At 57.1% G+C, this 20,371-nt stretch carries 19 protein-coding genes and 1 tRNA gene; 12 read left to right on the forward strand and 8 right to left on the reverse strand.

Annotation, left to right across the window (positions count from 1 at the left end; translation table 11 throughout):
• Nucleotides 1-54: 54 nt before the first annotated feature.
• Nucleotides 55-2,049, forward strand: coding sequence for a squalene--hopene cyclase (gene shc / locus GKA01_RS09140; RefSeq protein ID WP_146861844.1), 1,995 nt, complete (start codon nucleotides 55-57; stop codon nucleotides 2,047-2,049).
• Nucleotides 2,049-2,681, forward strand: coding sequence for a phosphorylase family protein (locus GKA01_RS09145; protein WP_146861847.1), 633 nt, complete (start codon nucleotides 2,049-2,051; stop codon nucleotides 2,679-2,681). Before shc ends, GKA01_RS09145 begins: the two co-directional genes overlap by 1 nt.
• Here GKA01_RS09145 and GKA01_RS09150 read toward each other — a convergent pair.
• From GKA01_RS09150 to GKA01_RS09160, 3 genes are all read right to left on the reverse strand, one after another.
• Nucleotides 2,649-4,010, reverse strand: a complete 1,362-nt coding sequence (locus GKA01_RS09150) for a sodium:solute symporter family transporter (RefSeq protein ID WP_146861850.1) — start codon at nucleotides 4,008-4,010, stop codon at nucleotides 2,649-2,651. The genes GKA01_RS09145 and GKA01_RS09150 overlap by 33 nt on opposite strands.
• 65 nt (nucleotides 4,011-4,075) lie before the next feature.
• Nucleotides 4,076-4,885: an RlmE family RNA methyltransferase gene (locus GKA01_RS09155; protein ID WP_146861853.1), complete on the reverse strand. Its 810-nt coding sequence runs from the start codon at nucleotides 4,883-4,885 to the stop codon at nucleotides 4,076-4,078.
• On the reverse strand, nucleotides 4,882-6,003 hold the full coding sequence (locus tag GKA01_RS09160) for a Ppx/GppA phosphatase family protein (RefSeq protein WP_146861856.1): 1,122 nt from the start codon (nucleotides 6,001-6,003) through the stop codon (nucleotides 4,882-4,884). The genes GKA01_RS09155 and GKA01_RS09160 overlap by 4 nt, the downstream gene beginning before the upstream one ends.
• A 174-nt stretch (nucleotides 6,004-6,177) precedes the next feature.
• Here GKA01_RS09160 and GKA01_RS09165 point away from each other — a divergent pair.
• From GKA01_RS09165 to GKA01_RS09175, 3 genes are all read left to right on the forward strand, one after another.
• Nucleotides 6,178-6,251: transfer RNA gene (locus GKA01_RS09165), tRNA-Gln, on the forward strand.
• 151 nt (nucleotides 6,252-6,402) lie between these two features.
• Nucleotides 6,403-7,893, forward strand: coding sequence for an IMP dehydrogenase (gene guaB / locus GKA01_RS09170; RefSeq protein WP_146861859.1), 1,491 nt, complete (start codon nucleotides 6,403-6,405; stop codon nucleotides 7,891-7,893).
• Nucleotides 7,894-7,949: 56 nt separating this feature from the next.
• Nucleotides 7,950-9,326, forward strand: coding sequence for an RsmB/NOP family class I SAM-dependent RNA methyltransferase (locus GKA01_RS09175; RefSeq protein ID WP_228119992.1), 1,377 nt, complete (start codon nucleotides 7,950-7,952; stop codon nucleotides 9,324-9,326).
• Here GKA01_RS09175 and GKA01_RS09180 read toward each other — a convergent pair.
• Nucleotides 9,292-9,816 (reverse strand): GNAT family N-acetyltransferase, encoded by a 525-nt coding sequence (locus tag GKA01_RS09180; protein WP_208653405.1) that lies wholly within the window; start codon nucleotides 9,814-9,816, stop codon nucleotides 9,292-9,294. The genes GKA01_RS09175 and GKA01_RS09180 overlap by 35 nt on opposite strands.
• 92 nt (nucleotides 9,817-9,908) lie before the next feature.
• Here GKA01_RS09180 and GKA01_RS09185 point away from each other — a divergent pair, with 92 nt between their 5' ends.
• Nucleotides 9,909-11,708, forward strand: coding sequence for a cation:proton antiporter (locus tag GKA01_RS09185; RefSeq protein ID WP_146862005.1), 1,800 nt, complete (start codon nucleotides 9,909-9,911; stop codon nucleotides 11,706-11,708).
• A gap of 12 nt (nucleotides 11,709-11,720) precedes the next feature.
• Here the strand turns inward: GKA01_RS09185 and GKA01_RS09190 are convergent, their stop codons facing one another.
• Entirely contained in the window at nucleotides 11,721-12,233 is a 513-nt protein-coding gene (locus GKA01_RS09190) for a L,D-transpeptidase family protein (RefSeq protein ID WP_146861862.1), read from the reverse strand.
• 161 nt (nucleotides 12,234-12,394) lie between these two features.
• Here GKA01_RS09190 and GKA01_RS09195 point away from each other — a divergent pair, with 161 nt between their 5' ends.
• Nucleotides 12,395-13,129, forward strand: coding sequence for a response regulator transcription factor (locus GKA01_RS09195; RefSeq protein ID WP_146861865.1), 735 nt, complete (start codon nucleotides 12,395-12,397; stop codon nucleotides 13,127-13,129).
• Nucleotides 13,130-13,152: 23 nt separating this feature from the next.
• Here the strand turns inward: GKA01_RS09195 and xth are convergent, their stop codons facing one another.
• Nucleotides 13,153-13,950, reverse strand: coding sequence for an exodeoxyribonuclease III (gene xth, locus GKA01_RS09200; RefSeq protein ID WP_146861869.1), 798 nt, complete (start codon nucleotides 13,948-13,950; stop codon nucleotides 13,153-13,155).
• 81 nt (nucleotides 13,951-14,031) lie between these two features.
• Here xth and GKA01_RS09205 point away from each other — a divergent pair, with 81 nt between their 5' ends.
• The 4 genes from GKA01_RS09205 to GKA01_RS09220 all read left to right on the forward strand — a co-directional run bounded on the left by GKA01_RS09205 (nucleotide 14,032) and on the right by GKA01_RS09220 (nucleotide 18,694).
• On the forward strand, nucleotides 14,032-15,039 hold the full coding sequence (locus GKA01_RS09205) for a dipeptidase (RefSeq protein ID WP_146861872.1): 1,008 nt from the start codon (nucleotides 14,032-14,034) through the stop codon (nucleotides 15,037-15,039).
• Nucleotides 15,040-15,354: 315 nt separating this feature from the next.
• The gene (gene uvrC / locus GKA01_RS09210) at nucleotides 15,355-17,277 is read left to right on the forward strand and encodes an excinuclease ABC subunit UvrC (RefSeq protein WP_146861875.1); all 1,923 of its coding nucleotides are present in this window, start codon (nucleotides 15,355-15,357) and stop codon (nucleotides 17,275-17,277) included.
• A 106-nt stretch (nucleotides 17,278-17,383) separates the two neighbouring features.
• Nucleotides 17,384-17,986, forward strand: coding sequence for a CDP-diacylglycerol--glycerol-3-phosphate 3-phosphatidyltransferase (gene pgsA, locus GKA01_RS09215; RefSeq protein ID WP_146861878.1), 603 nt, complete (start codon nucleotides 17,384-17,386; stop codon nucleotides 17,984-17,986).
• 102 nt (nucleotides 17,987-18,088) lie between these two features.
• Entirely contained in the window at nucleotides 18,089-18,694 is a 606-nt protein-coding gene (locus tag GKA01_RS09220; protein ID WP_146861881.1) for a hypothetical protein, read from the forward strand.
• Nucleotides 18,695-18,743: 49 nt separating this feature from the next.
• Here the strand turns inward: GKA01_RS09220 and lexA are convergent, their stop codons facing one another.
• Entirely contained in the window at nucleotides 18,744-19,460 is a 717-nt protein-coding gene (gene lexA / locus GKA01_RS09225; RefSeq protein ID WP_146861883.1) for a transcriptional repressor LexA, read from the reverse strand.
• A gap of 297 nt (nucleotides 19,461-19,757) precedes the next feature.
• Here lexA and rpmG point away from each other — a divergent pair, with 297 nt between their 5' ends.
• Complete coding sequence (gene rpmG / locus GKA01_RS09230) at nucleotides 19,758-19,925, forward strand: 50S ribosomal protein L33 (RefSeq protein WP_011253780.1); 168 nt, start codon at nucleotides 19,758-19,760, stop codon at nucleotides 19,923-19,925.
• Nucleotides 19,926-19,998: 73 nt separating this feature from the next.
• Here rpmG and GKA01_RS09235 read toward each other — a convergent pair whose 3' ends face one another.
• Entirely contained in the window at nucleotides 19,999-20,328 is a 330-nt protein-coding gene (locus GKA01_RS09235) for an FtsB family cell division protein (protein ID WP_146861886.1), read from the reverse strand.
• Between the last annotated feature and the right edge of the window lie 43 nt (nucleotides 20,329-20,371).

The following is a 20,371-nucleotide window of genomic DNA, read 5'->3' on the forward strand; positions in this document are numbered from 1 at the left end:
GACGGTAACAGAAACCCCGTTTTTCAGGACTGCCTGTCTCGGGAGAACCGAACAATGCTGATCTACTCTGATATTCTGGAAAAGGAGGACCGCGTGAGCGAGACCTTGTCCCGCCAATCCGTCGAACCCGATGAGATCAATCAAGCCGTCGAGGGGGCTCAGGCCGCGCTTGGCGGAAAGCAGAAATCGGACGGACACTGGGTCTACGAACTCGAAGCGGACGCTACCATCCCGGCAGAGTACGTTTTGCTTGAACATTATCTTGATCGGATCGATCCGGAAAAGCAGGCCAAGATCGGCGTGTATCTGCGCCGGATTCAGGGCGATCATGGCGGCTGGCCGCTTTACTATGATGGCGGTTTCGATCTGTCCGCCAGTGTGAAAGCCTATTTCGCACTCAAAGCAATCGGGGACGACATCAACGCACCCCACATGCGCATTGCGCGTGAGGCCATTCTCGATCACGGCGGTGCCGCGCGCTCGAATGTGTTCACCCGGATCCAGCTTGCGCTCTTCGGAGAAGTCCCGTGGGACGCAACACCAGTCATGCCGATCGAACTCATGCTTCTGCCCAGGAAAGCGTTTTTCTCGGTCTGGAACATGTCCTACTGGTCGCGTGCGGTGATTGCGCCCTTACTGGTGCTTAACGCCCTGCGCCCCAGAGCGATCAATCCCCACGGCATTCACGTACAAGAACTTTTCGTCAAACCACCCGAAGAAGTGACGGACTGGATCCGTGGCCCTTACCGGTCCATCTGGGGCCGTTTCTTCAAACATCTTGATTCCGCCTTGCGCCCGGTACTGCCGCTGATTCCCCGCAGCCTGCACAGTAAGGCGCTGAAAGCTGCCAGCGACTTTATCGAGCCACGCCTTAGCCGGGGAGGGCTTGGCGCCATTTATCCCGCGATGGCGAATGTGGTGATGATGTATCGGGCTCAGGGCGTTCCGGACACTGATCCGCGTGCTCGGACAGCCTGGGATGCCATTCAGGATCTTCTGGTCGACCATGGCGACGAAATCTATTGCCAGCCCTGTGTTTCGCCTGTTTGGGATACCGGACTATCCGGTCTGGCCATGATGGAGGCCGCGTCGGGACCAGCCGCCACCAGACGCGAGGAAACCATCGCGGCTCTGAAAAAGAGTGCTGAGTGGCTCAGGGATCATCAGATCCTTGATGTCAAGGGAGATTGGGCGGTCAACGCCCCTGATCTTCGACCGGGTGGCTGGGCGTTCCAGTATGAGAACGACTATTATCCTGACGTGGACGACACGGCTGTCGTCGCCATGCTGCTGCACCGCATCGATCCTGAGGTGAACCGCGAGGCGATTGCACGGGCGCGGGAATGGATCATCGGAATGCAAAGCACGAACGGGGGCTGGGGCGCATTCGATATCGATAATGATCACGAACTACTGAACCATATTCCGTTTTCCGATCACGGTGCACTTCTTGATCCGCCCACAGCCGATGTTTCGGCACGCTGCATTTCCTTTCTGGCGCAGCTTGGAGATCCGGATGACAGGCCAATCATCCTGCGGGCGCTTGAATATCTGCGCTCCGAGCAGGAGCCGGAAGGATGCTGGTTCGGCCGCTGGGGTACGAATTATATCTACGGAACATGGTCAGTTCTGTGCGCCCTGAACATTGCCGGCGTGCCGCATGATGACCCCATGGTCATGCGGGCGGTGAACTGGCTGGAGAGCGTCCAGCGCCCCGATGGCGGCTGGGGCGAGGATTGCGCAACCTATGAAGGCGGCACAGCGGGTATCTACAAGAAGAGCCTGCCGTCCCAGACCGCCTGGGCAACTCTTGCCCTCATGGCAGTCGGACGCCGCGATAGTGATGCTGTGCGTCGTGGCATGGCCTATCTCGTTTCGCAGCAGAATGAGAAGGGAGAATGGGAAGAAGAGGCATACAACGCCGTTGGTTTCCCGAAAGTCTTTTACCTTCGCTACCATGGTTATAAGCAGTTCTTCCCGCTCACCGCTCTGGCCCGCTACCGCAATCTTGGCGCCAGCAACAGCGGCAGGGTGGAGTACGGTTTCTGATGCTTGGCGTTCTTGCGGGCTTGAAACAGGAAGCGACGGTAATCCGCCGTTATCTGCCGGATGCCCCCGTGGCGCTCAGCAATGCAAATCCGGAAGGAGCACGTCGCGGAGTAGAGCGCCTGCTCGCTGCCGGCGCGACCAGACTGCTGTCTTTCGGATGTGCGGGAAGTCTTTCGCCTGATGCGCCTCCAGGGACGGTCATCGTGGCGGATCACGTTCGTTTCGAAGGCCGGGACATTGTCTGCGATCCGAAGTTGAGCTGTGCCTTTGGGTCCACATATGCTCGTCGCGGCGGGATCCTTCACAGCGATACCCTCGTCGAACTCGGGCTGGAAAAGGCCTTGTATTTTTCGGAAACCGGATGTCTGGCCGTCGATATGGAAAGCGGCGTTGTAGCCGATGCGGGCGTTCCTTTTGTTGTTCTCAGGGTCGTTTGTGACGATGCGACACGGGACCTACCGCCCGCGGTCAAGACCAGTGTCAAAAACGGCGCTATTCACATTCCCGGACTTCTTGGGTCACTGATGCGACACCCGCTTCAGATTGGCGGACTGATCCGTCTCGGCAGGGAAGCCGCTATCGCGCAGAAAGCAATGGCCTCATTTCTGAAGGCCAATCCGCCTCAGACCTGAGAATGCGGTGGCGCCGACAAAAGTCGCTATAACACCGATCGGAACGAGCCATGGGAAAGCTATGCCATGGCCGCCGATCTTTATGAACGAAACGCCTCCCAGAACGGCCACCGCAGTCAGAAAGCCCGTGATAGCTGCCTGCTCATCCCGCTGGTGTTCGATCATCGCCAGCAGGAAAACTCCCAGAGTCGCGCCATAGCTGTATGAGGCTATGGAAAGGCCGAAGACGACGGCCGATCCGCTGGGATGCGAAAAGAGCGCCGCAGTCGCAACCAGGAGCGTTGCCCAGATTGCTGTCAGACTTCTTAGAGACAGGGGGCCATGCGGAAGAAAATCTGCGCGCGTCGCGGCGGCCATAGCGTTCATGGCGCTTGAAAGTGACCCCATCGTCGCCGCCAGAATACCCGCCACCAGAAGGCCACTCAGAAGCGGTGGCAGCGTCAGAATGAACTGCGGGAACAGAGCGTCTGGTGACATCCTCCATCCCGGCATAACTTGGCGCAGGGCAATTCCCGTGATGGAAAGCAACGCGAACAGCGCAGCGACAACAAACACACTTCCAATCATCGCCACCCGCGCTCCGGCGAGGCTTTTTGCTGCCAGACAACGCTGAAGCATGAGCTGATCTGTACCGTGGGAGGCCAATGCGAGAATTCCTCCCCCCACAATGGCGCCTGCGACGGAAAAAGGATCCGTGAAAAATGGCAGTCCATGACTGAAGACAGGAGCGAGCGGGACTGTATGGAGTCCTCCCCGCGTCCATATGACGGCCAGACAGGCAGCACTGCCACCAAGATAGAGACACAGTTGCAAACTGTCCGACCACACAACTGCTTTCAGCCCGCCAGCAAGCGTATAGGCGGATGTCAGCACAACGATCAGGGCCAGCAGCACAAAATCGGGGACAGGATAGCCCAGACTGGCCAGCAACAGGGAGACCGGAAGCATCCCGGCATAAAGTCGTACGCCTTCAGCCACGAGACGGGTCAGCAGGAAAGTCCCGGACAGAAGCTTTTGCAGTCTGGAACCAAATCTCTGACCGATATACCGGTAAACCGATGGAGCACCACGCTCATGCAGGGGGAGAAACCAGACCGCTACGGCCGTTCGTCCCAGCAGATAACCGATCGCGAGACCGAGAAAAACGTAACCTCGAAAGTAGGCAACGCCTGGAACGCTGACGATCGTCAATGTCGACGTTTCGGTGGCGACGAGAGACAGGCAGATCGCCCAGGGAGGCAGATCCTTTCTGGGCTGTCTGGCCAGCGTGATCGAAATAACGGGCAGTAGACACAGATAAAAAAGAATAACAAGCAGACTGGCAGCCATCGGGACCGGTTATTCTTCCGCAATACTCAGAACAGATGACGATGACGATGACGCCGGATAACGCTTCAGGCGTTCCGGCGACTTTCAGCAAGGCGGTCCGGACGGAACCCTGTCGCTACGACGTAAAGTTCGCTGGATTCCTTGCGCGATGCAGGTGGTTTCACATGCTTAACGCTGGAGAACGCAATTTTCATCAGGTCGAGGATGTCTTTTTCAGACCCCCCCTGAAAAACCTTGGCAATGAATCCGCCGCCTTCGGCCAGGACCTGGAACGCGAAATCCAGTGCACCTTCGGCCAGCCCCATGATACGCATATGGTCTGTTGCCGCGTGGCCTGTCGTGTTCGGCGCCATATCCGACATGACGAGGTCTGCCGGCCCACCCAGCATCTCTTTCAAACGATCCGGCATCTCCGGGTCGGTGAAATCGCCTTCAATGATTTCAGCGCCGGCAACAGGATCAACCGGAAGAAGATCCAGCCCCACGACGTGTTTCGCGCCACGCTTGACGGCAACCTGGGTCCAGCCCCCGGGAGCAGCACCCAGATCGATGATCCGCGTTCCAGCTTCAATAAGCTTGAAGCGATCGTCGATCTCGATCAGCTTGAAAGCCGCACGGGAGCGCCAGCCCTGCTTGCGTGCAGCGGCAACGTAAGGATCATTGAGCTGGCGGTTGAGCCAGCGCTGCTGGGCCGTGGTACGTCCACGGGCCGTGCGGAGAGAGACCGTCTTGTTCCGTGCGGTACGGGACGTTGCGGAATCAAGCGTGGCATCATCAGCACCCGGATTGGACGCACTTTTCAGCGCCTTACCCGGGATACGCTTCGGTCCCGTGTCCTTGCTGCTGGAACCGGAGCGGGATCTGGGCGGCTTCATATCGTGGCATAAGTCCCGTACGGGCCCCGTGATCGGGGCGTGGAATGGCGGCTGGTCGCATGACGCCCCTTGAGGGAACGTTGACCATGATCGCGGGCCATACGCAGCAACATCCCATCACGCAACCCCCGATCCGCGATCGTTACGTTCTCGACGGGCCACAGACGGTGAATGGCCTCGAATATGGCGCAGCCTGCCAGAACGAACCTGCTGCGTTCCGCCCCGACACAGGGATGATCGGACAACTGGTCACGATCAAGGCCCCGCAGACTGCCGATTGCATCGATCATACTCGGCCCCGGAAGCGTAAGACCATCAATCACGGACCTGTTATACCGGGGCAGGGACAAGGCCACGCCCGCAAGAGTGGTCACGGTTCCTGACGTCCCGATCAGACGTGTTTTGCCAAGTGTCACTTCCCGCCGGATGCGGTGCACATTCTCAAAACCCGTCAGATAATCCTGAACATGACGGAGCATGACTTCATAGGATGCACCGTGTCCTTCTCCGAACATCTCCTGAAGCGTGATCACACCAACCGGAATGCTGGTTGTCCCGATAAGAGTCTGGGTCTGACGCTCAGGATCAATCCGAACCCACGCAACTTCCGTGGAGCCGCCGCCAATATCAAAAAGAACCCCACGATCGGCGCTGATCGTGCGTTGCTCCGTCTGACGGAAGAGAGGCGAGCAGCTTTCCAGGGCTAGTTCCGCTTCTTCGCGTGCTGTGATGATGTCGATTGCAAGCCCGGTCTCGTGCTGGACGCGGGCCAGAAATTCGCGTCCGTTCGCAGCCTGTCGGCAGGCTTCGGTCGCAACGGCACGCACATGAACAAGTGGCCATTGCTTCATACGCTCAGCACAAATTCGAAGGGCATCGAGCGCACGCTTCATCGATTCTTCTGCAAGGCGTCCACTGGCGCGAAGTCCTTCGCCAAGACGAACGGAACGGTTGAAGCTGTCGACAACCCTGAATCCGTTGGGTGTGCCCGCTGCAATCATGAGGCGGCAGTTGTTGGTACCGAGGTCGATGGCACCAAAGAACGGACCTGTACGTCGGGCAGACGCATGAACAGGCACAGGGCCCGACAGGTTTTGATCCGTTCCATACCTCATCATGTGTTTCGGCTCCCGCTTGCCCGTGACCTGAACTGCTGGTGATCTGGGACCTTGGAAAGGCAGCATGGGGCGGGGTGCACCCTAGTCGCAAGAAAAATATCAGTTTTTTCCAAAAAAATGTCTCAACCCCTCTTGCGCCCCAGGGGAGCGGTTGATAAACACCCTCTCACCGCTTGGGAGATAGTTTAGCGGTAGAACTACCGGCTCTGACCCGGTCAGCCCTGGTTCGAATCCAGGTCTCCCAGCCAAAAATTCTCAGAAAATACCGCAAAAAAGAGACTTCCCTTCAGGGGGAAAAGTGCTCTATGAGGACCCGCCAACGGCCGGTCGGCCTTCTGGCCTCCGGTTCACACACATCGCGTCTTTTACGACGCATGACGTAACGGGGGCACGCGGGTCATGACTTCTTCCTGCACAACAAATCTCAACGAGCGCATCCGCGAGGCGCTGGCTTTCGACGATGTGCTTGTCGAACCGGCTGAGTCGTCGGTTCTTCCGGCCCAGACCTCCACACGGACCCGCCTGACGCGGTCAATCGAGCTGAACATTCCCCTGATGTCATCCGCCATGGACACCGTGACCGAAGACGGCATGGCCATCGCCATGGCGCAGCAGGGCGGCATGGGCGTTATCCACAAGAACCTTTCGATCGAAGAGCAGGCTGAACAGGTCCGTCGCGTCAAGCGCTTCGAATCAGGCATGGTCGTCAATCCCGTGACGGTCGGGCCGGATCAGACGCTGGCGGAAGTGCAGGCCATCATGGGACGGCACGGTGTGTCTGGCCTGCCTGTTGTTGAGAGCGGAAGCGGCGTTCTGGTAGGCATTCTGACCAACCGCGATATGCGCTTTACGACGGATCCGAACACACGGGTCCGGGATCTGATGACGTATGAGAACCTTGTGACTGTTCTCAACGGCGCGGCTCCTGACGAAGCCCGTACGCTCCTGCACCGTCACCGGATCGAAAAGCTTCTGGTTGTTGACGAAGCCCAACGCTGCATTGGCCTGATTACCGTCAAGGATATGGACAAGGCGATCGCACATCCTCTGGCGATCAAGGATTCGCAGGGCCGTTTGCGGTGTGCTGCCGCCGTGGGTGTTGGCGAAGACGGCCTGCGTCGCGCTTCTGCTCTTGCCGAAGCCGGTGTGGATGTCATCGTCGTTGACACGGCTCACGGGCATTCCCGCGGCGTTCTGAGTGCCGTGGAAACGCTCAAGAACCGGCACGATACGCTTCAGGTCATTGCTGGAAACGTCGCAACCCCTCAAGCAGCGAGGGCGCTGATTGCTGCAGGGGCCGATTGTGTGAAAGTCGGTATCGGGCCTGGCTCGATCTGCACGACGCGCGTTGTCGCGGGCGTCGGCGTTCCGCAGTTTTCGGCCGTTATGGAAACCGCTGCGGCTTGCCATGAGCTTGATATTCCAGCCATTGCAGACGGCGGCGTCCGCACATCAGGCGATATCGTCAAGGCCATTGGCGCAGGCGCCGATGTCGTCATGGTGGGTTCACTTCTGGCCGGTACCGACGAAAGCCCGGGCGAGACGTTCCTTTATCAGGGCCGCTCTTATAAGGCGTATCGTGGTATGGGTTCTCTCGGCGCCATGGCACGCGGCTCGGCCGACCGCTATTTCCAGGCCGAGGTCCGCGATACGCTCAAGCTCGTTCCGGAAGGCATCGAAGGACAGGTTCCTTATAAGGGCGGGATGGCCCCGGTCATTCATCAGCTTGTTGGGGGCCTGAAGGCTGGTATGGGCTATACAGGATCAGCCACGATTGCGGACCTTCAGGTCCGCACCATGTTCCGTCGAATTACAAATGCCGGCCTGCGTGAAAGCCACGTCCATGACGTGACGATCACCCGCGAAGCCCCGAACTACCGCCGGGACTGAACCTCCCTGCATCAAAGCCTCTCGCATTGAGAGGCCAAACGGGCTACGGGGGCGCTATGACCCCCGCAGCCCGTCTTTCAGGCGCCATCGATCTGCTCTGTGCGATCCAGAATGCGCCCCGCCGTCCAGCCGACGCCACAGCCAATGCTTTCTTCCGTGAACGCCGTTACATCGGCGGGGGAGACCGGCGCGCCATCTCCACGATCGTCTGGGACGTGCTGCGAGGCTGGAAGAGACTGCAATGGCACCTCAAGGATATTTCCGGCGATATTTCACCGCGTCTGCTTTGCTCGGCCTCCCTGCTGCTTAGCGGAGAGACGATGGACAATGTGCGCAGGCTTTTTTCCGGGGAACGTTACGCTCAGAAGCCCCTAACCTCGCGTGAAGACATGGCTCTTAAAGGTCTGGAAGGAAAAGAACTTTCGACCCAGAAGCAGTCGTTGTCCGTCCGGCTGGAATACCCTGACTGGCTTGAGGGCGCCCTACGTGAGACATTCGGAAACCGCCTGCCGGATGAGATGGAGGCCATGCTTGGAACTCCAACGCTCGACCTGAGAGTCAATCTGCTGAAGGGCAGCCGGGAGACGGCCATTCGCGAGCTGCGGCGCGAATCGCTTCAGGCCGAGGAAACAAAACTTTCTCCCTGGGGCTTGAGACTTGACGGACGTCAGCCGGTCACGGCGACGCAGGCGTTCAGGGACGGTCTGGTCGAAATTCAGGATGAAGGCAGTCAGCTAGTCGTTGCGGCCGCAGATGCGCGCGGTGAACACAGGGTTCTGGATTACTGTGCAGGAGCCGGGGGCAAAACGCTGGCGCTCGCGATGACCATGGAAAACCGTGGACATATCGTCGCCTGTGACGTGCATGAGAAGCGGCTGGATGGCGCCGTCAAACGGCTGCGTCGGGCAGGAGTGCATAATGTCGAGCGTCACCTGTTGGTTTCGGGAGACAAATGGGCCAAGCGTCGGGCCGGAAGCTTCGACCGGGTTCTGGTCGATGCGCCTTGTTCCGGGACTGGAACCTGGCGCCGCAACCCTGATGCACGGCTTCGCCTCACGCCGGAGGACATTCAGGAACTTGTCATCAAACAGGCGCAGATCCTTGATCGTGCGGCATCTTTAGTCAAACCCGGTGGCCGTATGATTTATGCGACCTGCTCACTGCTGGCGTGTGAAAACGGACAGCAGATCGATGCCTTTCTCAAGCGCCGGACCGATTTCGTGCGTGTATCGAAAGAACAGACGTCCGAACTGCTTCCCAGCGAGTTGCGGAGCAAAGCTCAGTTCTCCCTGACGCCTCTACGGGATGGAACTGATGGTTTCTTTGCCTGCGTGCTTGAGCGTGTCGTGACAGAAGGACAAGTGGCGCTGAAGATGGACAGTTCCGCAGGAGTGCCAGCTACATCCTCTCCGGACGAAGATCTTTCCACATGATCAGCGCATCCACATAACCCTCGGAGGGGTGATCGAATGCTCCGGGAAGCGTTCCGATCACCCTGAAGCCAAGTGACTGCCACAACGCAATGGCGCGCAGATTGGTACTGACGACAAAATTGAACTGCATCGCGTGAAAACCCAGTGTCCGGGCTTCTGCAAGAGCATGTTCTCCCATCAGTCGCCCCACACCGTAGCCTGAACGCGCTACGAATCCGGCGTTGGCAATGTGGCCACCACCGCCTTTCTGATTTGCCTGCAGATAGAATGTCCCGACAATTTCATGGTCGGATGTCTGCGCGACATAGACCTGGTGCTCGACATCCATCCAGTAGGCAAGCGCCTGTCTGCGACCCCAGTGGCGGGGCAGGGCGTAGGTTTCCGCTTTCCTCAGAACAGGCGACAGAAGGCGCCAGATGCCCTCCCGATCAAGCGACTGGGCGGGACGGATAAGGATATCTGTCTCGCAAATCCGGGGTGGGACGTTCATACGGCACTGATCTTGAGCATTCTATGTCCCTGTCCTGATCTGGGATAAGGTGCCACGTCCAACCCCTGACACGGAGCGTGTGCCAGATCCCCATGCAATATGACATTCTCATCGGCATCGCGTCCACATTCGGCGCGGGAATGGTGGCCCAGTGGGTCGCCTGGCGTTTCCGGTTACCCGCCATTGTTCTGCTTTTTTCGCTTGGCCTCATTTTCGGTCCAGGGTTAGGCATTCTTCACCCTTCCGAGACGATGGGATGGATGTTTCGGCCACTCGTGTCGCTTCTGGTGGCTCTCGTGGTTTTCGAGGGCGGCATGGCGCTCGATTTCCGCCAGTTGCGGGAGGCTGGGGAGGGGGTCGCGCGGCTGACGATGCTGGCGCTTCCGATCAACTGGGCCCTTGGCTCCCTAGCTGCACGGTATGTTGCCCATCTTGAATGGGGCACGTCCATGCTGTTCGGTGCAATCGTCGTAGTGACGGGACCAACGGTGGTGCTGCCGCTTCTGCGAAGTGCGAAACTTCAACCCCGCGTGGCCGCTTTTCTGCGATGGGAGGCCATCGTAAACGATCCGCTCGGAGCCATTCTGGCGGCAGTCATACTCCAGTTGATGATGTTGCATGTCGACACCCATGCGGACGTTTTCTTTACACACACACTTCCTGATCTGCTGGGGGCGATAGCCCTGTCGCTTTCCGTAGGAATTCTACCCGCCTACCTCGTCCGGTATCTTTTCACACGTGATCTGATGCCCGAGATTCTCAAGACCCCGATGCTGATTTCGATGGCACTGGTCATCTTTTCCCTGTGCAATCTTGAAATGGGCGGAGCAGGACTGACCGCAGTCACGATTTTCGGCATGGCGCTTGCCAACCTCCACATTCCCGGTGTTACCGAATTGCGCCGGATGAAGGAGTCTCTCGTTGTTCTGGTCGTGTCAGTGCTGTTCATCATGCTGACCGCCGACCTTCAGCGCGCTGTGCTGGAACGGCTCTCCATCCCTATTCTGGCCCTGACGCTTGTTGTTCTGTTCGTCGTGCGTCCGCTCGGCATTTTTCTGTCAACACTCGGCACAAGTATGCCCTGGAAAGAAAAACTGTTTGTCGGCTGGATCGCACCAAGGGGCATTGTCGCCGCGGCTGTGGCCGGTGAGGCGGGGATCAGTTTGCGCGAAGCGGGATATCAGTCCGCCGATCTGATCATGCCGGCGGTGTTCGCGGTTATTGCCGTGACCATGATTCTGCATGGATTTTCTCTTGGACCAATCGCACGGACATTGAAACTGACGCTCTCCAATGAGCCGGCAATTGCAATTCTAGGCGCCAGTGTCTGGTCGATCAATTTTGCAGCATGTCTGAGACGGATCGGCGTCCCCGTACTTCTGGTGGACAACCGATCCAGCGCGCTGATACCCGCGACGAGACAGGATATTCCCGTCATGCGTGCGGAGCTTCTGTCTCAGCATGGCCAGGAATCCCTTGAGGAACGTCCTGCCGATTATCTGATCGCAACAACGGGCGACGGAATTTACAATGGTATGGTGTGCGGGCATCTCGCACCCACCATGGGCAGACAGCGCGTCTATCAGATCAGTCCGGGTGTCGCGCGCCTCGATTTCTATCATGGCCTGTCACGGGACGCGCGAGGCAAGGTCCTTGGAGAGCCTGCCTGGAACTATACCCTGTTCGATACACTCTTCGAACAGGGATGGCGCTTTGAGGCGATGGAGGCGACGGAAGACACTGCGTCTTCTTTCGGATTGGATGAGAACAGACTCGATATTCTCGTCGTGCGCAGAGACAGAGCCATTCTCATCCGTTCTGCCGAAGACAATGACAAGGCCGTGGCACAGCCTGGCGATTTTATGGTCTGCATGGTGCCGCCTGCAGAGTAGGCGGAGCAGGGTTTATCCCGGTTCCCCCACAGTAATATGAGAGAGGCCCTGGGCGAGGAATGCTCTCAGGTCCTTTTCTTCAAGAGCGATGCAGCCTTCCGTATAACCACTGTAGGGTGGAAGATGGAGGAAAATCGCGGATCCCCGTCCGGGAACCGCGGGGGCGTCATTCCACCCCAGAACGACGCACAGATCGTAAACGTGATCGTCGCGCCAGAGAGTTTCATATGAACCCGGGTGTGGCAGAGTAACCGCGCGATTATAATCCGGATGCCGCGGATCGTCGCACCAGCCATCATTGGGAGCGATAGGTTCGATAGGCAATTCTGCCGCAGAAACCGGCCGAGATGTTCGATCGGCCCTGTAGAGGATACGCCGCAGGAAAAGATTGCCTGTCGGCGTACAGAGGTCTCCCTCCTTTTTGTCAAGAGACAGTCCTCTTTTTCCAATCAAAGCCGGAACGATTTTCCCCTGGAAGTGAAGGAAAGAGCTGCCTCCAGAGGTTTTCAAAATAGCTTTAGCCATAATCCTGTTTCCTTTCCCGGCTGTCCTTGCCATAGTCCTGCAGGTGAACGCCCTGTTCTTTCCCCGTCTCTGGACCGGAAAAGCGCGGACGTCCAAGTTACGAACGCTGCTTTCTGCGGATGTGACTTATTTTTCTTCGTGACAGAACGAGACAGGTTACTATGGCAGGTCCTCGCCCCATCCTGATTGTAGACGACGACGATACGCTACGTCGTCTGCTGGTTGAACAGCTTCAGCACGGCGGTGAACTGGAGGCTGTCGAAGCAACCTCCGTCGCCACGGCTCGCGAACTTCTCGCGAAGCCCGGGGCCAGATACGACGCCATGCTGCTGGACATTACGCTTCCTGACGGTGACGGACGCGACTTCTGCACCGAACTGCGACGTGAAGGTGTTCGCATGCCCATCATCATCCTGACAGGATCTGATGACGAGCATGATGTGGTTCGTGGCCTCGATGCGGGCGCAAATGACTATGTCGCAAAGCCGTTTCGTATAGGCGAGCTTCTGGCACGTCTGCGTGCCCAGCTCCGTATTTTCGAGAACAGCGAAGATGCGGTATTCGAGATCGGACCCTATGCTTTCCGCCCATCCGCCAAGCTTCTGGTCGAGACGGCCCGGAATCGACGGATTCGTCTGACGGAAAAAGAAGCGGCAATTCTCAAGTATCTTTACCGTGCAGGTCAGAGGCCGGTCGCGCGTCAGGTTCTTCTGAATGAAGTCTGGGGTTACAATGCTGCCGTAACCACACACACACTTGAGACGCATATCTATCGCCTGCGCCAGAAGATCGAGCCGGATCCGGCTCGCACCTCCCTTCTGATTACGGAAGGGGGCGGATATCGCCTCGACCCGGAAGGTCGCGGTGTCATTGGATCCGACAGTCTGTCTGCCTGAAAGCAGCCAGACTGTGTGACCGGTCAGGCTGGATCAAAATCCAGAACGACCGGCACATGATCCGAGGGGCTCTCCCAGTCCCGCACGTCTTTTAGGACCCGGATGTCACGCAGTCCGTGCATCAGGTCCGGCGTCATCCAGACATGATCCAGCCTTCGGCCTCTGTTGGATTTCCTCCAGTCACGGTTGCGGTATGACCACCACGTATAAAGTTTTTCAGATTCTGGCGTGATAGTGCGCATTGCATCCTGAAATCCGGTTGCCATCCAGGCTTTGAGTCGCTCGGTTTCCGCCGGCGTGTGACTGACGATCTTCAGCAGCTGCCTGTGGCTCCACACGTCGTGTTCGAGCGGTGCGATATTGAGATCACCCACCAAAATGCTCCTGGCCGGAGGCGTGCGGGCAAACCAACCGGTCGCCTCATCCACGAACGCCAGTTTATGAGCGAATTTTTCGTTTTCGTCAGGATCAGGAATATCCCCACCTGCGGGAACATAGAAATCATGGAGCAGGATCGGGCCTGCGGACGTTGCTATGCTGGCCGCAACATGCCGGCAATCGGAGCGCGTACACCAGTCTGGCATCCCGGATGCTGGTTCTAGCGGCTGACGGGACAGGATCGCCACACCATTATAGCCTTTCATCCCTTTATAGACCTGATGGACGAACCCCATCTCATTCAGGGCCTGAACGGGAAAGAGCGGGTCCGGGACTTTCGTTTCCTGTAGACAGACGATGTCCGGATTTTCCTGTTCGACGATCTGCTTCAGCAAAGGCAGTCTGAGTCGAAGGGAATTGATGTTCCAAGTGATAAGACGCATGCCCACTGGATCGACCGGAATGCGTGTTTTGACAAGCACCCTCTTGCACACAGGACGATCTGGTCCGATCTAGAACAAACCATGACTGATCTGCATCACACACTCCTGACACTGGACTCCCACATCGATATTCCCTGGCCTGACCGGCAAGACGCCTGGACGGAAGATACTGCTAGGCAAGTAAATGTTCCTAAAGCCATTCGGGGAGGCATGAGGGCGGTGTGTCTGGCAGCCTATATTCCCCAGAGCTCGCGGGACGAAAGCGGCCACGTAGAAGCATGGGAGCGGGTCCAGGCCATGCTGGATGTGATCTGCGAAATGGGAGGACACCATAACGGGCAGGGTGCACGCGTCTGCAGAAGCGCCTCGGACGTTCGTGCTGCGTATAAAAAGGGCGATCTTGCTGTCATCCCGGCGATCGAGAATGGACATGCGCTTGGTGGACGTCCTGAACGTATCGTCGATCTCGCCCAACGCTATGGCGTGCGTTACATGACGCTGACCCATAATGGCCATAACGTCCTCGCTGATGCGGCGATCCCTCGTAAGGATCTGGCGGACGAGGAAACATTGCACGGTGGTCTCTCCGCGCTTGGGCGGGACACTATTGCGGCCATGAACCGGTCAGGCGTTCTAGTGGATGTATCTCACGCGTCAAAATCGACCATGATGCAGGCCAGCGGGATCTCCACCACACCCGTCTTTGCGAGTCACTCCTGTGCCCGTGCTCTTTGCGATCATCCACGTAATCTCGACGACGAACAGCTTGATCGCCTGAAAGACACGGGCGGCCTGATTCAGGTGACGGCCATGGGGTCTTTTCTGAAAAAAGGGGGGGGCGGGACAGTCGAAGATCTGGTGCGCCATGTGTCTTATATTGCCGAACGGATCGGCATTGAACATGTCGGGATCTCGTCGGACTTCGATGGTGGGGGTGGTATTCCGGGCTGGAAGGACGCGACCGAAACGGTCAATGTCACCCGTGCGCTTGTGGCCGCAGGTTTTACCGACAGCGAGATTGCTGCCATCTGGGGCGGCAATATGCTGCGTCTCCTTGAACAGGCCGAAAAAGCTGCGGAAGCCACCTGATCCTGTCTATGCAAGACTGTTATGGCGTGTCTGGTGAAGAACAGAACATGATCGCGTCGAACTTGGTTCAGAGCGGTTCGTCCACCACGACCCGTTAACGCCTTGCTGACACCTCAGGCGATTTCCATCTTTCTTCAGATTGAAGCCCAGAGGACAGGAACAGAAGCAAGACACAAGCGTTTTCAATGACTTATAAAACGTGATTAAAAATTGGGCAATCTGATGGCAGGTCTGGCAAACCGGGGGGTTCATGATTCTGTCACGGAGCAGCCCACAGACTTTTCCACAGGTTCAGTGGATGACTGAAGAAGCCGAATGACCGATCTTTCTCGATCCCCTGCGACCCCAGCCGACAGCGCCAGCGAACCCCTTGTTCCTGCGGATAAAATGCAAGGCGTGGAGGCTATCCGCGAAGCCTTGAAAACCATCCCGTACAGCCCAGGCGTCTATCGCATGCTGAGTGCGAAAGGCGAGGTCCTATACGTTGGCAAGGCGCTCAGCCTGAAGAAGCGGGTTTCTTCATATACCCGTATCAACCAGTTGCCGGAGCGGTTGCGGCGCATGGTGTCGATGACGGTTTCGATGGAAATTGTCATCACACGCACCGAAGCGGATGCGCTGCTGCTTGAAGCAAATTACATCAAACGCATGAAGCCGCGCTTCAACATCCTTCTGCGCGACGACAAAAGCTATCCGTGGCTCATGCTGACCGAAAGCCACGAATTCCCGCAGATCACGAAGCAGCGCGGTAAACCCGTCAAGGGCGCAACCTACTGGGGCCCGTTTGCGAATGCCTGGGCAGTCAATCAGACCCTGAACCTCGTGCAGCGCAGTTTTCTGCTTCGCTCGTGCTCGGATGCCGTTCTCAACAGCAGAACGCGCCCCTGTCTGCTGTATCAGATCAAGCGGTGCTCGGCTCCCTGTGTCGACCGCATTTCCAAGACCGATTACAAAGAACTCGTCAGAGAGGCTCAACAGTTCCTATCAGGCCACAGCACAGAACTGCAACAGCGTCTGGCGGCCGAAATGGAGCAGGCCTCCCAGGACATGAACTACGAACGCGCGGCTGCGATCAGGGACAGAATTCGCGGTTTTGCGAGTATCCAGGGTTCAAGCACCGTTAATCCGTCTTCCATCCATGATGCAGACATTATGACCATCTGGCAGGAAGCCGGCCAAAGCTGCATTCAGGTTTTCTTCATCCGTGGCAGCCGGAATAACGGTAACCGCGCCTTCTATCCTGCCCATGCGGAGGAGGAGACCGCAGCAGACGTATTGTCGGCTTTCATGATCCAGTTCTACGACAACAAACCACCGCCACCTTTGATCCTCGTGAATTGCGAGCCTGCCGAACGCAGTCTTGTGGAGGAGGCTCTGGCCATCAGACGCGCCCAAAAGGTCGAGATTCTTCGACCCCAGCGTGGCGAGAAAAAAGACGTGGTTGAACACGCCACGCTTAATGCCCGAGAAGCGCTGGAACGGAGACTGGCAGAGAATACCGGACAGCGAAAACTTCTGGAGGGTGTGGCTGAAGTTTTCGATCTGCCTGAGACACCCAAGCGCATAGAGACTTACGACAACTCCCACATCATGGGGCAGGCACCTTACGGGGTCATGGTGGTCGGCGGTCCGGAAGGCTTCAACAAGCGCGCATACCGCAAATACTCAATAAGAGGTCCTGTTACTCCGGGAGACGATTTCGGCATGATGCGGGAAGTCATGGAACGGCGTTTCGGCAAGCGTCCGGAGAATGGCGAGCGCCCGGAAGACTGGCCTGACCTCCTGTTGATTGATGGCGGTCTGGGGCAGTTCAACGCCGTACGTTCGGTTCTCGCCGATCTTGGTGTGACCGGCATTCCGATTGTCGCCATTGCTAAAGGCCCGGATCGAGACGCCGGCAGGGAGTGGTTCTTTACCGAGACGCAGGCCCCCTTTCAGCTTCCCCCGAGAGATCCTGTGCTTTATTACCTGCAACGTCTGCGGGATGAGGCGCACAGATTCGCCATTACGACGCACAGGGCAGGACGGTCACGGGGACTGCGCAGTTCGGAGCTGGATAATGTTCCGGGAATCGGAGCTGCCCGGAAGAAGGCCCTTCTGAATCATTTCGGTTCGGCGAGATCAGTCAGGCAGGCCAGCCTTGAGGAGCTTGAAAATGCTCCGGGGATCAGTTTAGGAACAGCAAGCGCGATATACGGACATTTTCATCCGGAATGGGTTCAGAAAAAGCCTGGCTGATCCGTCCGAGCGCCGAAAAACACGCTGCGGCTTACACGAAAAATACATCTTCCAAGAACGTTTTGGCGCATACCGGAGAGAAGGAAACTGTTCTACACTGCTCTCGATGCTGACAGATCTGCCAAACATACTGACACTGCTGCGCATAGCGTCAATTCCGGTACTGATCGTACTTCTGGCGGTACATGCGCCGACCGCCAGCGTGATCGCCTGCGTGGTGTACACGGCAGCTTGCATCACGGATTATCTTGACGGCGCTCTGGCCCGTCGATGGAAGCAGCTTTCTGAACTTGGACGGATGATGGACCCCATCGCAGACAAACTGCTGGTCGGGTCGCTTCTCCTGGCTTTGGCTGGTCTGACGACGCTTCCTGTATACTCGCTGTATGCAGGCATCATTATTATGGTGAGGGAAATTCTGGTCAGCGGGCTACGGGAATATATGGCCTCCCAACGCGAAACATTGCCCTCGACCCGCCTGGCCAAATGGAAGACGGGCATTCAGATGGTCGCAATCGGCTTTCTGATCGGCGGTGACAGCGCGGCCGCGAAACTGGGGCTGCCCTTCCTGCCGGCAACCCTGATTGGCGGAATCCTGTTGTGGTTTTCCGTTATTCCGACGGTCATTAGTGGATGGGGCTACCTTACGGCCGGCCTTACGCGCATCATGGCAGGGCAGACACGCCAGTCTTCCAAGATTGGATCGTAATGTCACGACGCGATGGAATTATGGGTGTGTTTGCCTGTCTTCATCTGGCGCTCCGTTACGAGGACCGCTAAAGGTCATCTAACGACCTTGTGGGAGTACGAAATGCGGAAGGCCGCTCTGCTGGCACTACCTCTCGCTCTGAGCGGCTGTTCAGGCATGGGCAAATATATCCGGGACACGATGGTGTGGACCGCGCTCGACAACCCCAATGGTCCTCATGGTGAAAGTGAGAACATCCATCGGGCGCGTGGGGAGAAATTTGCCGAAGCCCCCATTTTCCCTGAGAGCGGCAATATCTGGCCGGGAGCTCCGCAGCCTTTACCGACCCTCAAGGACGTGGAAAATCCAAACAGCACGTTCAGCCATGCACTCGGAGACCCCGCCACCTATTTCGGAGGGGCCGCACTGGATGAAAGTTTTATGAGCGGTATTGGTAGTAAAGGTGCTTTGGGTGCATCAGGCCAGCAGCTCATGTCAGGCCAGAGCATATCCGTCGGGGAAAGTGTGGACACGCATCAGGGTGTGAGCCGTGACCGTAGCCATGTGATCCCGACGCTTCCATCGTCGGTGCCGGACAATGCAGGCCATTTTCTTAACAAGAATCCAAGCAAGACCATCGTAATCCCGAACGGCGACGGAACCAGTACACTGATTGCGCCCGACGGAAGCGTTAAGGTGGTTCACGGAGTACCGGCAGCACCAAAATAAACCCTGGTGGCAACACTTTTTGCTACCAGGGGTCAGGCGCTTTTTACGACTAGTACTGACGGAAGAGCGCAACTAGACGCCCCTGAATATGAACGCGCTCTGCGGGGAAAATGCGTGTTTCGTACTCGCGGTTAGCGGCTTCAAGCGCAATCATTGAACCGCGGCGGCGCAGTTTTTTAAGAGTGACTTCCTGCTCATCAATCAGGGCGACAATAATCTGCCCATTATCTGCCGTTTCGCGACGACGGATAATGGCAATATCCCCGTCAAGAATACCGGCTTCGATCATGGAATCGCCTGAGACGGTCAGTGCATAGTGCTCACCAGTCCCCAGAAGAGACACAGGCACCTCAATCCGATCACTGTCGTCCTGCATGGCCTCAATCGGCAGGCCAGCGGCAATGCGCCCATAAAGTGGAATACTGACAGTCTGCCGGTCATTCGCAGCAGTGGGTTCAGAGAATGTGCCCTCGAGTTCTGCCTGATCTTGGCTGAGAACCGTCGGGACAAAGGCTGATGCGGAAGGTGCAGCAACAGGCACATCGATTCCCATATGAGGGAGGCGAAGTACCTCGAGTGCTCTTGCACGATGATGATGGCGGCGAAGGAAGCCGCGTTCTTCCAGCGCTGATATCAGACGGTGGATGCCAGACTTCGAACGCAGTTCGAGCGCATCTTTCATTTCATCAAAGGACGGCGAATATCCCGTTCTACGAAGATGGTCGTCGATATACAGCAAAAGCTGGTGCTGCTTGCGTGTCAGCATACAGGCGCTCCCATGCGCCTCGGCAGAGGCAGGTCCCAAAAAGCCGCAGGACGAAATCCTACATTTGTTCTTTATAGGTTCCCTTCTGTTGCCCCACAAGCAAAAGAGAGGTCCAAAATTTGCAATTGAACGATAACAGTTCAGCATTTTCCTGAGAAAACAGAGCAAAACAGCGAAATCGTACGCGAAGGACTTGACCTTCGAACGTTAAATCAGCATGGTGCGCCAAATCTAGAGATCAACATGCTGCATCGACACCTTCGAGCGGCATCAGTATGGCGAAAGCCCGAGGGTATCATGGGAAAGAGCAACGTTATTCAGATCCGGCTCGTTTCGTCCGCCGAAACCGGCTACTTCTACGTTACGAAGAAGAATGCCCGTTCCGCTACGGGAAAGATGGAAGTGCGCAAGTACGATCCAGTGGCACGCAAGCACGTCGTCTTCCGCGAAGCCAAGATCAAGTAAGATCTGTTTCGACAGAGCATAAAAAAAGCGGCCTAAGGCCGCTTTTTTTATGCTCTGTTTTTCAAATTTTCACTCAGAAAAGTTTGTCATGCGGCCCGTAAGGAACGACCAGGTCGCCGCTACGGGTCAGATTCATGGTTGCCCGCGCCCGTTCATCAAGCATATCGGCATCCAGAGCTTTTTCTTTCAAAGCAAGCACGCGACGGCGCCAGACGTTCTGTTCGTCGTTGGCATCCTGACGGGCCTGAATCGCATCTTTTTCAAGCTGCGTCTGCTCCTGATAGGCACGAATTCCATGCGCCCCATGGAGGGCGTTCCAGCCGAAATAAACTGTCAGTGAAAGAAAGAACAACGGAGGTGCCACGGCACGAACACCACGTTTGATAAGTCGGACTAGCGTCACGTCGTGGAAACTCCGTTTTGAAAGACTTTATCGTTCTATAGCA

Source organism: Gluconobacter kanchanaburiensis NBRC 103587 (assembly GCF_007988905.1).
Classification (GTDB): domain Bacteria; phylum Pseudomonadota; class Alphaproteobacteria; order Acetobacterales; family Acetobacteraceae; genus Gluconobacter; species Gluconobacter kanchanaburiensis.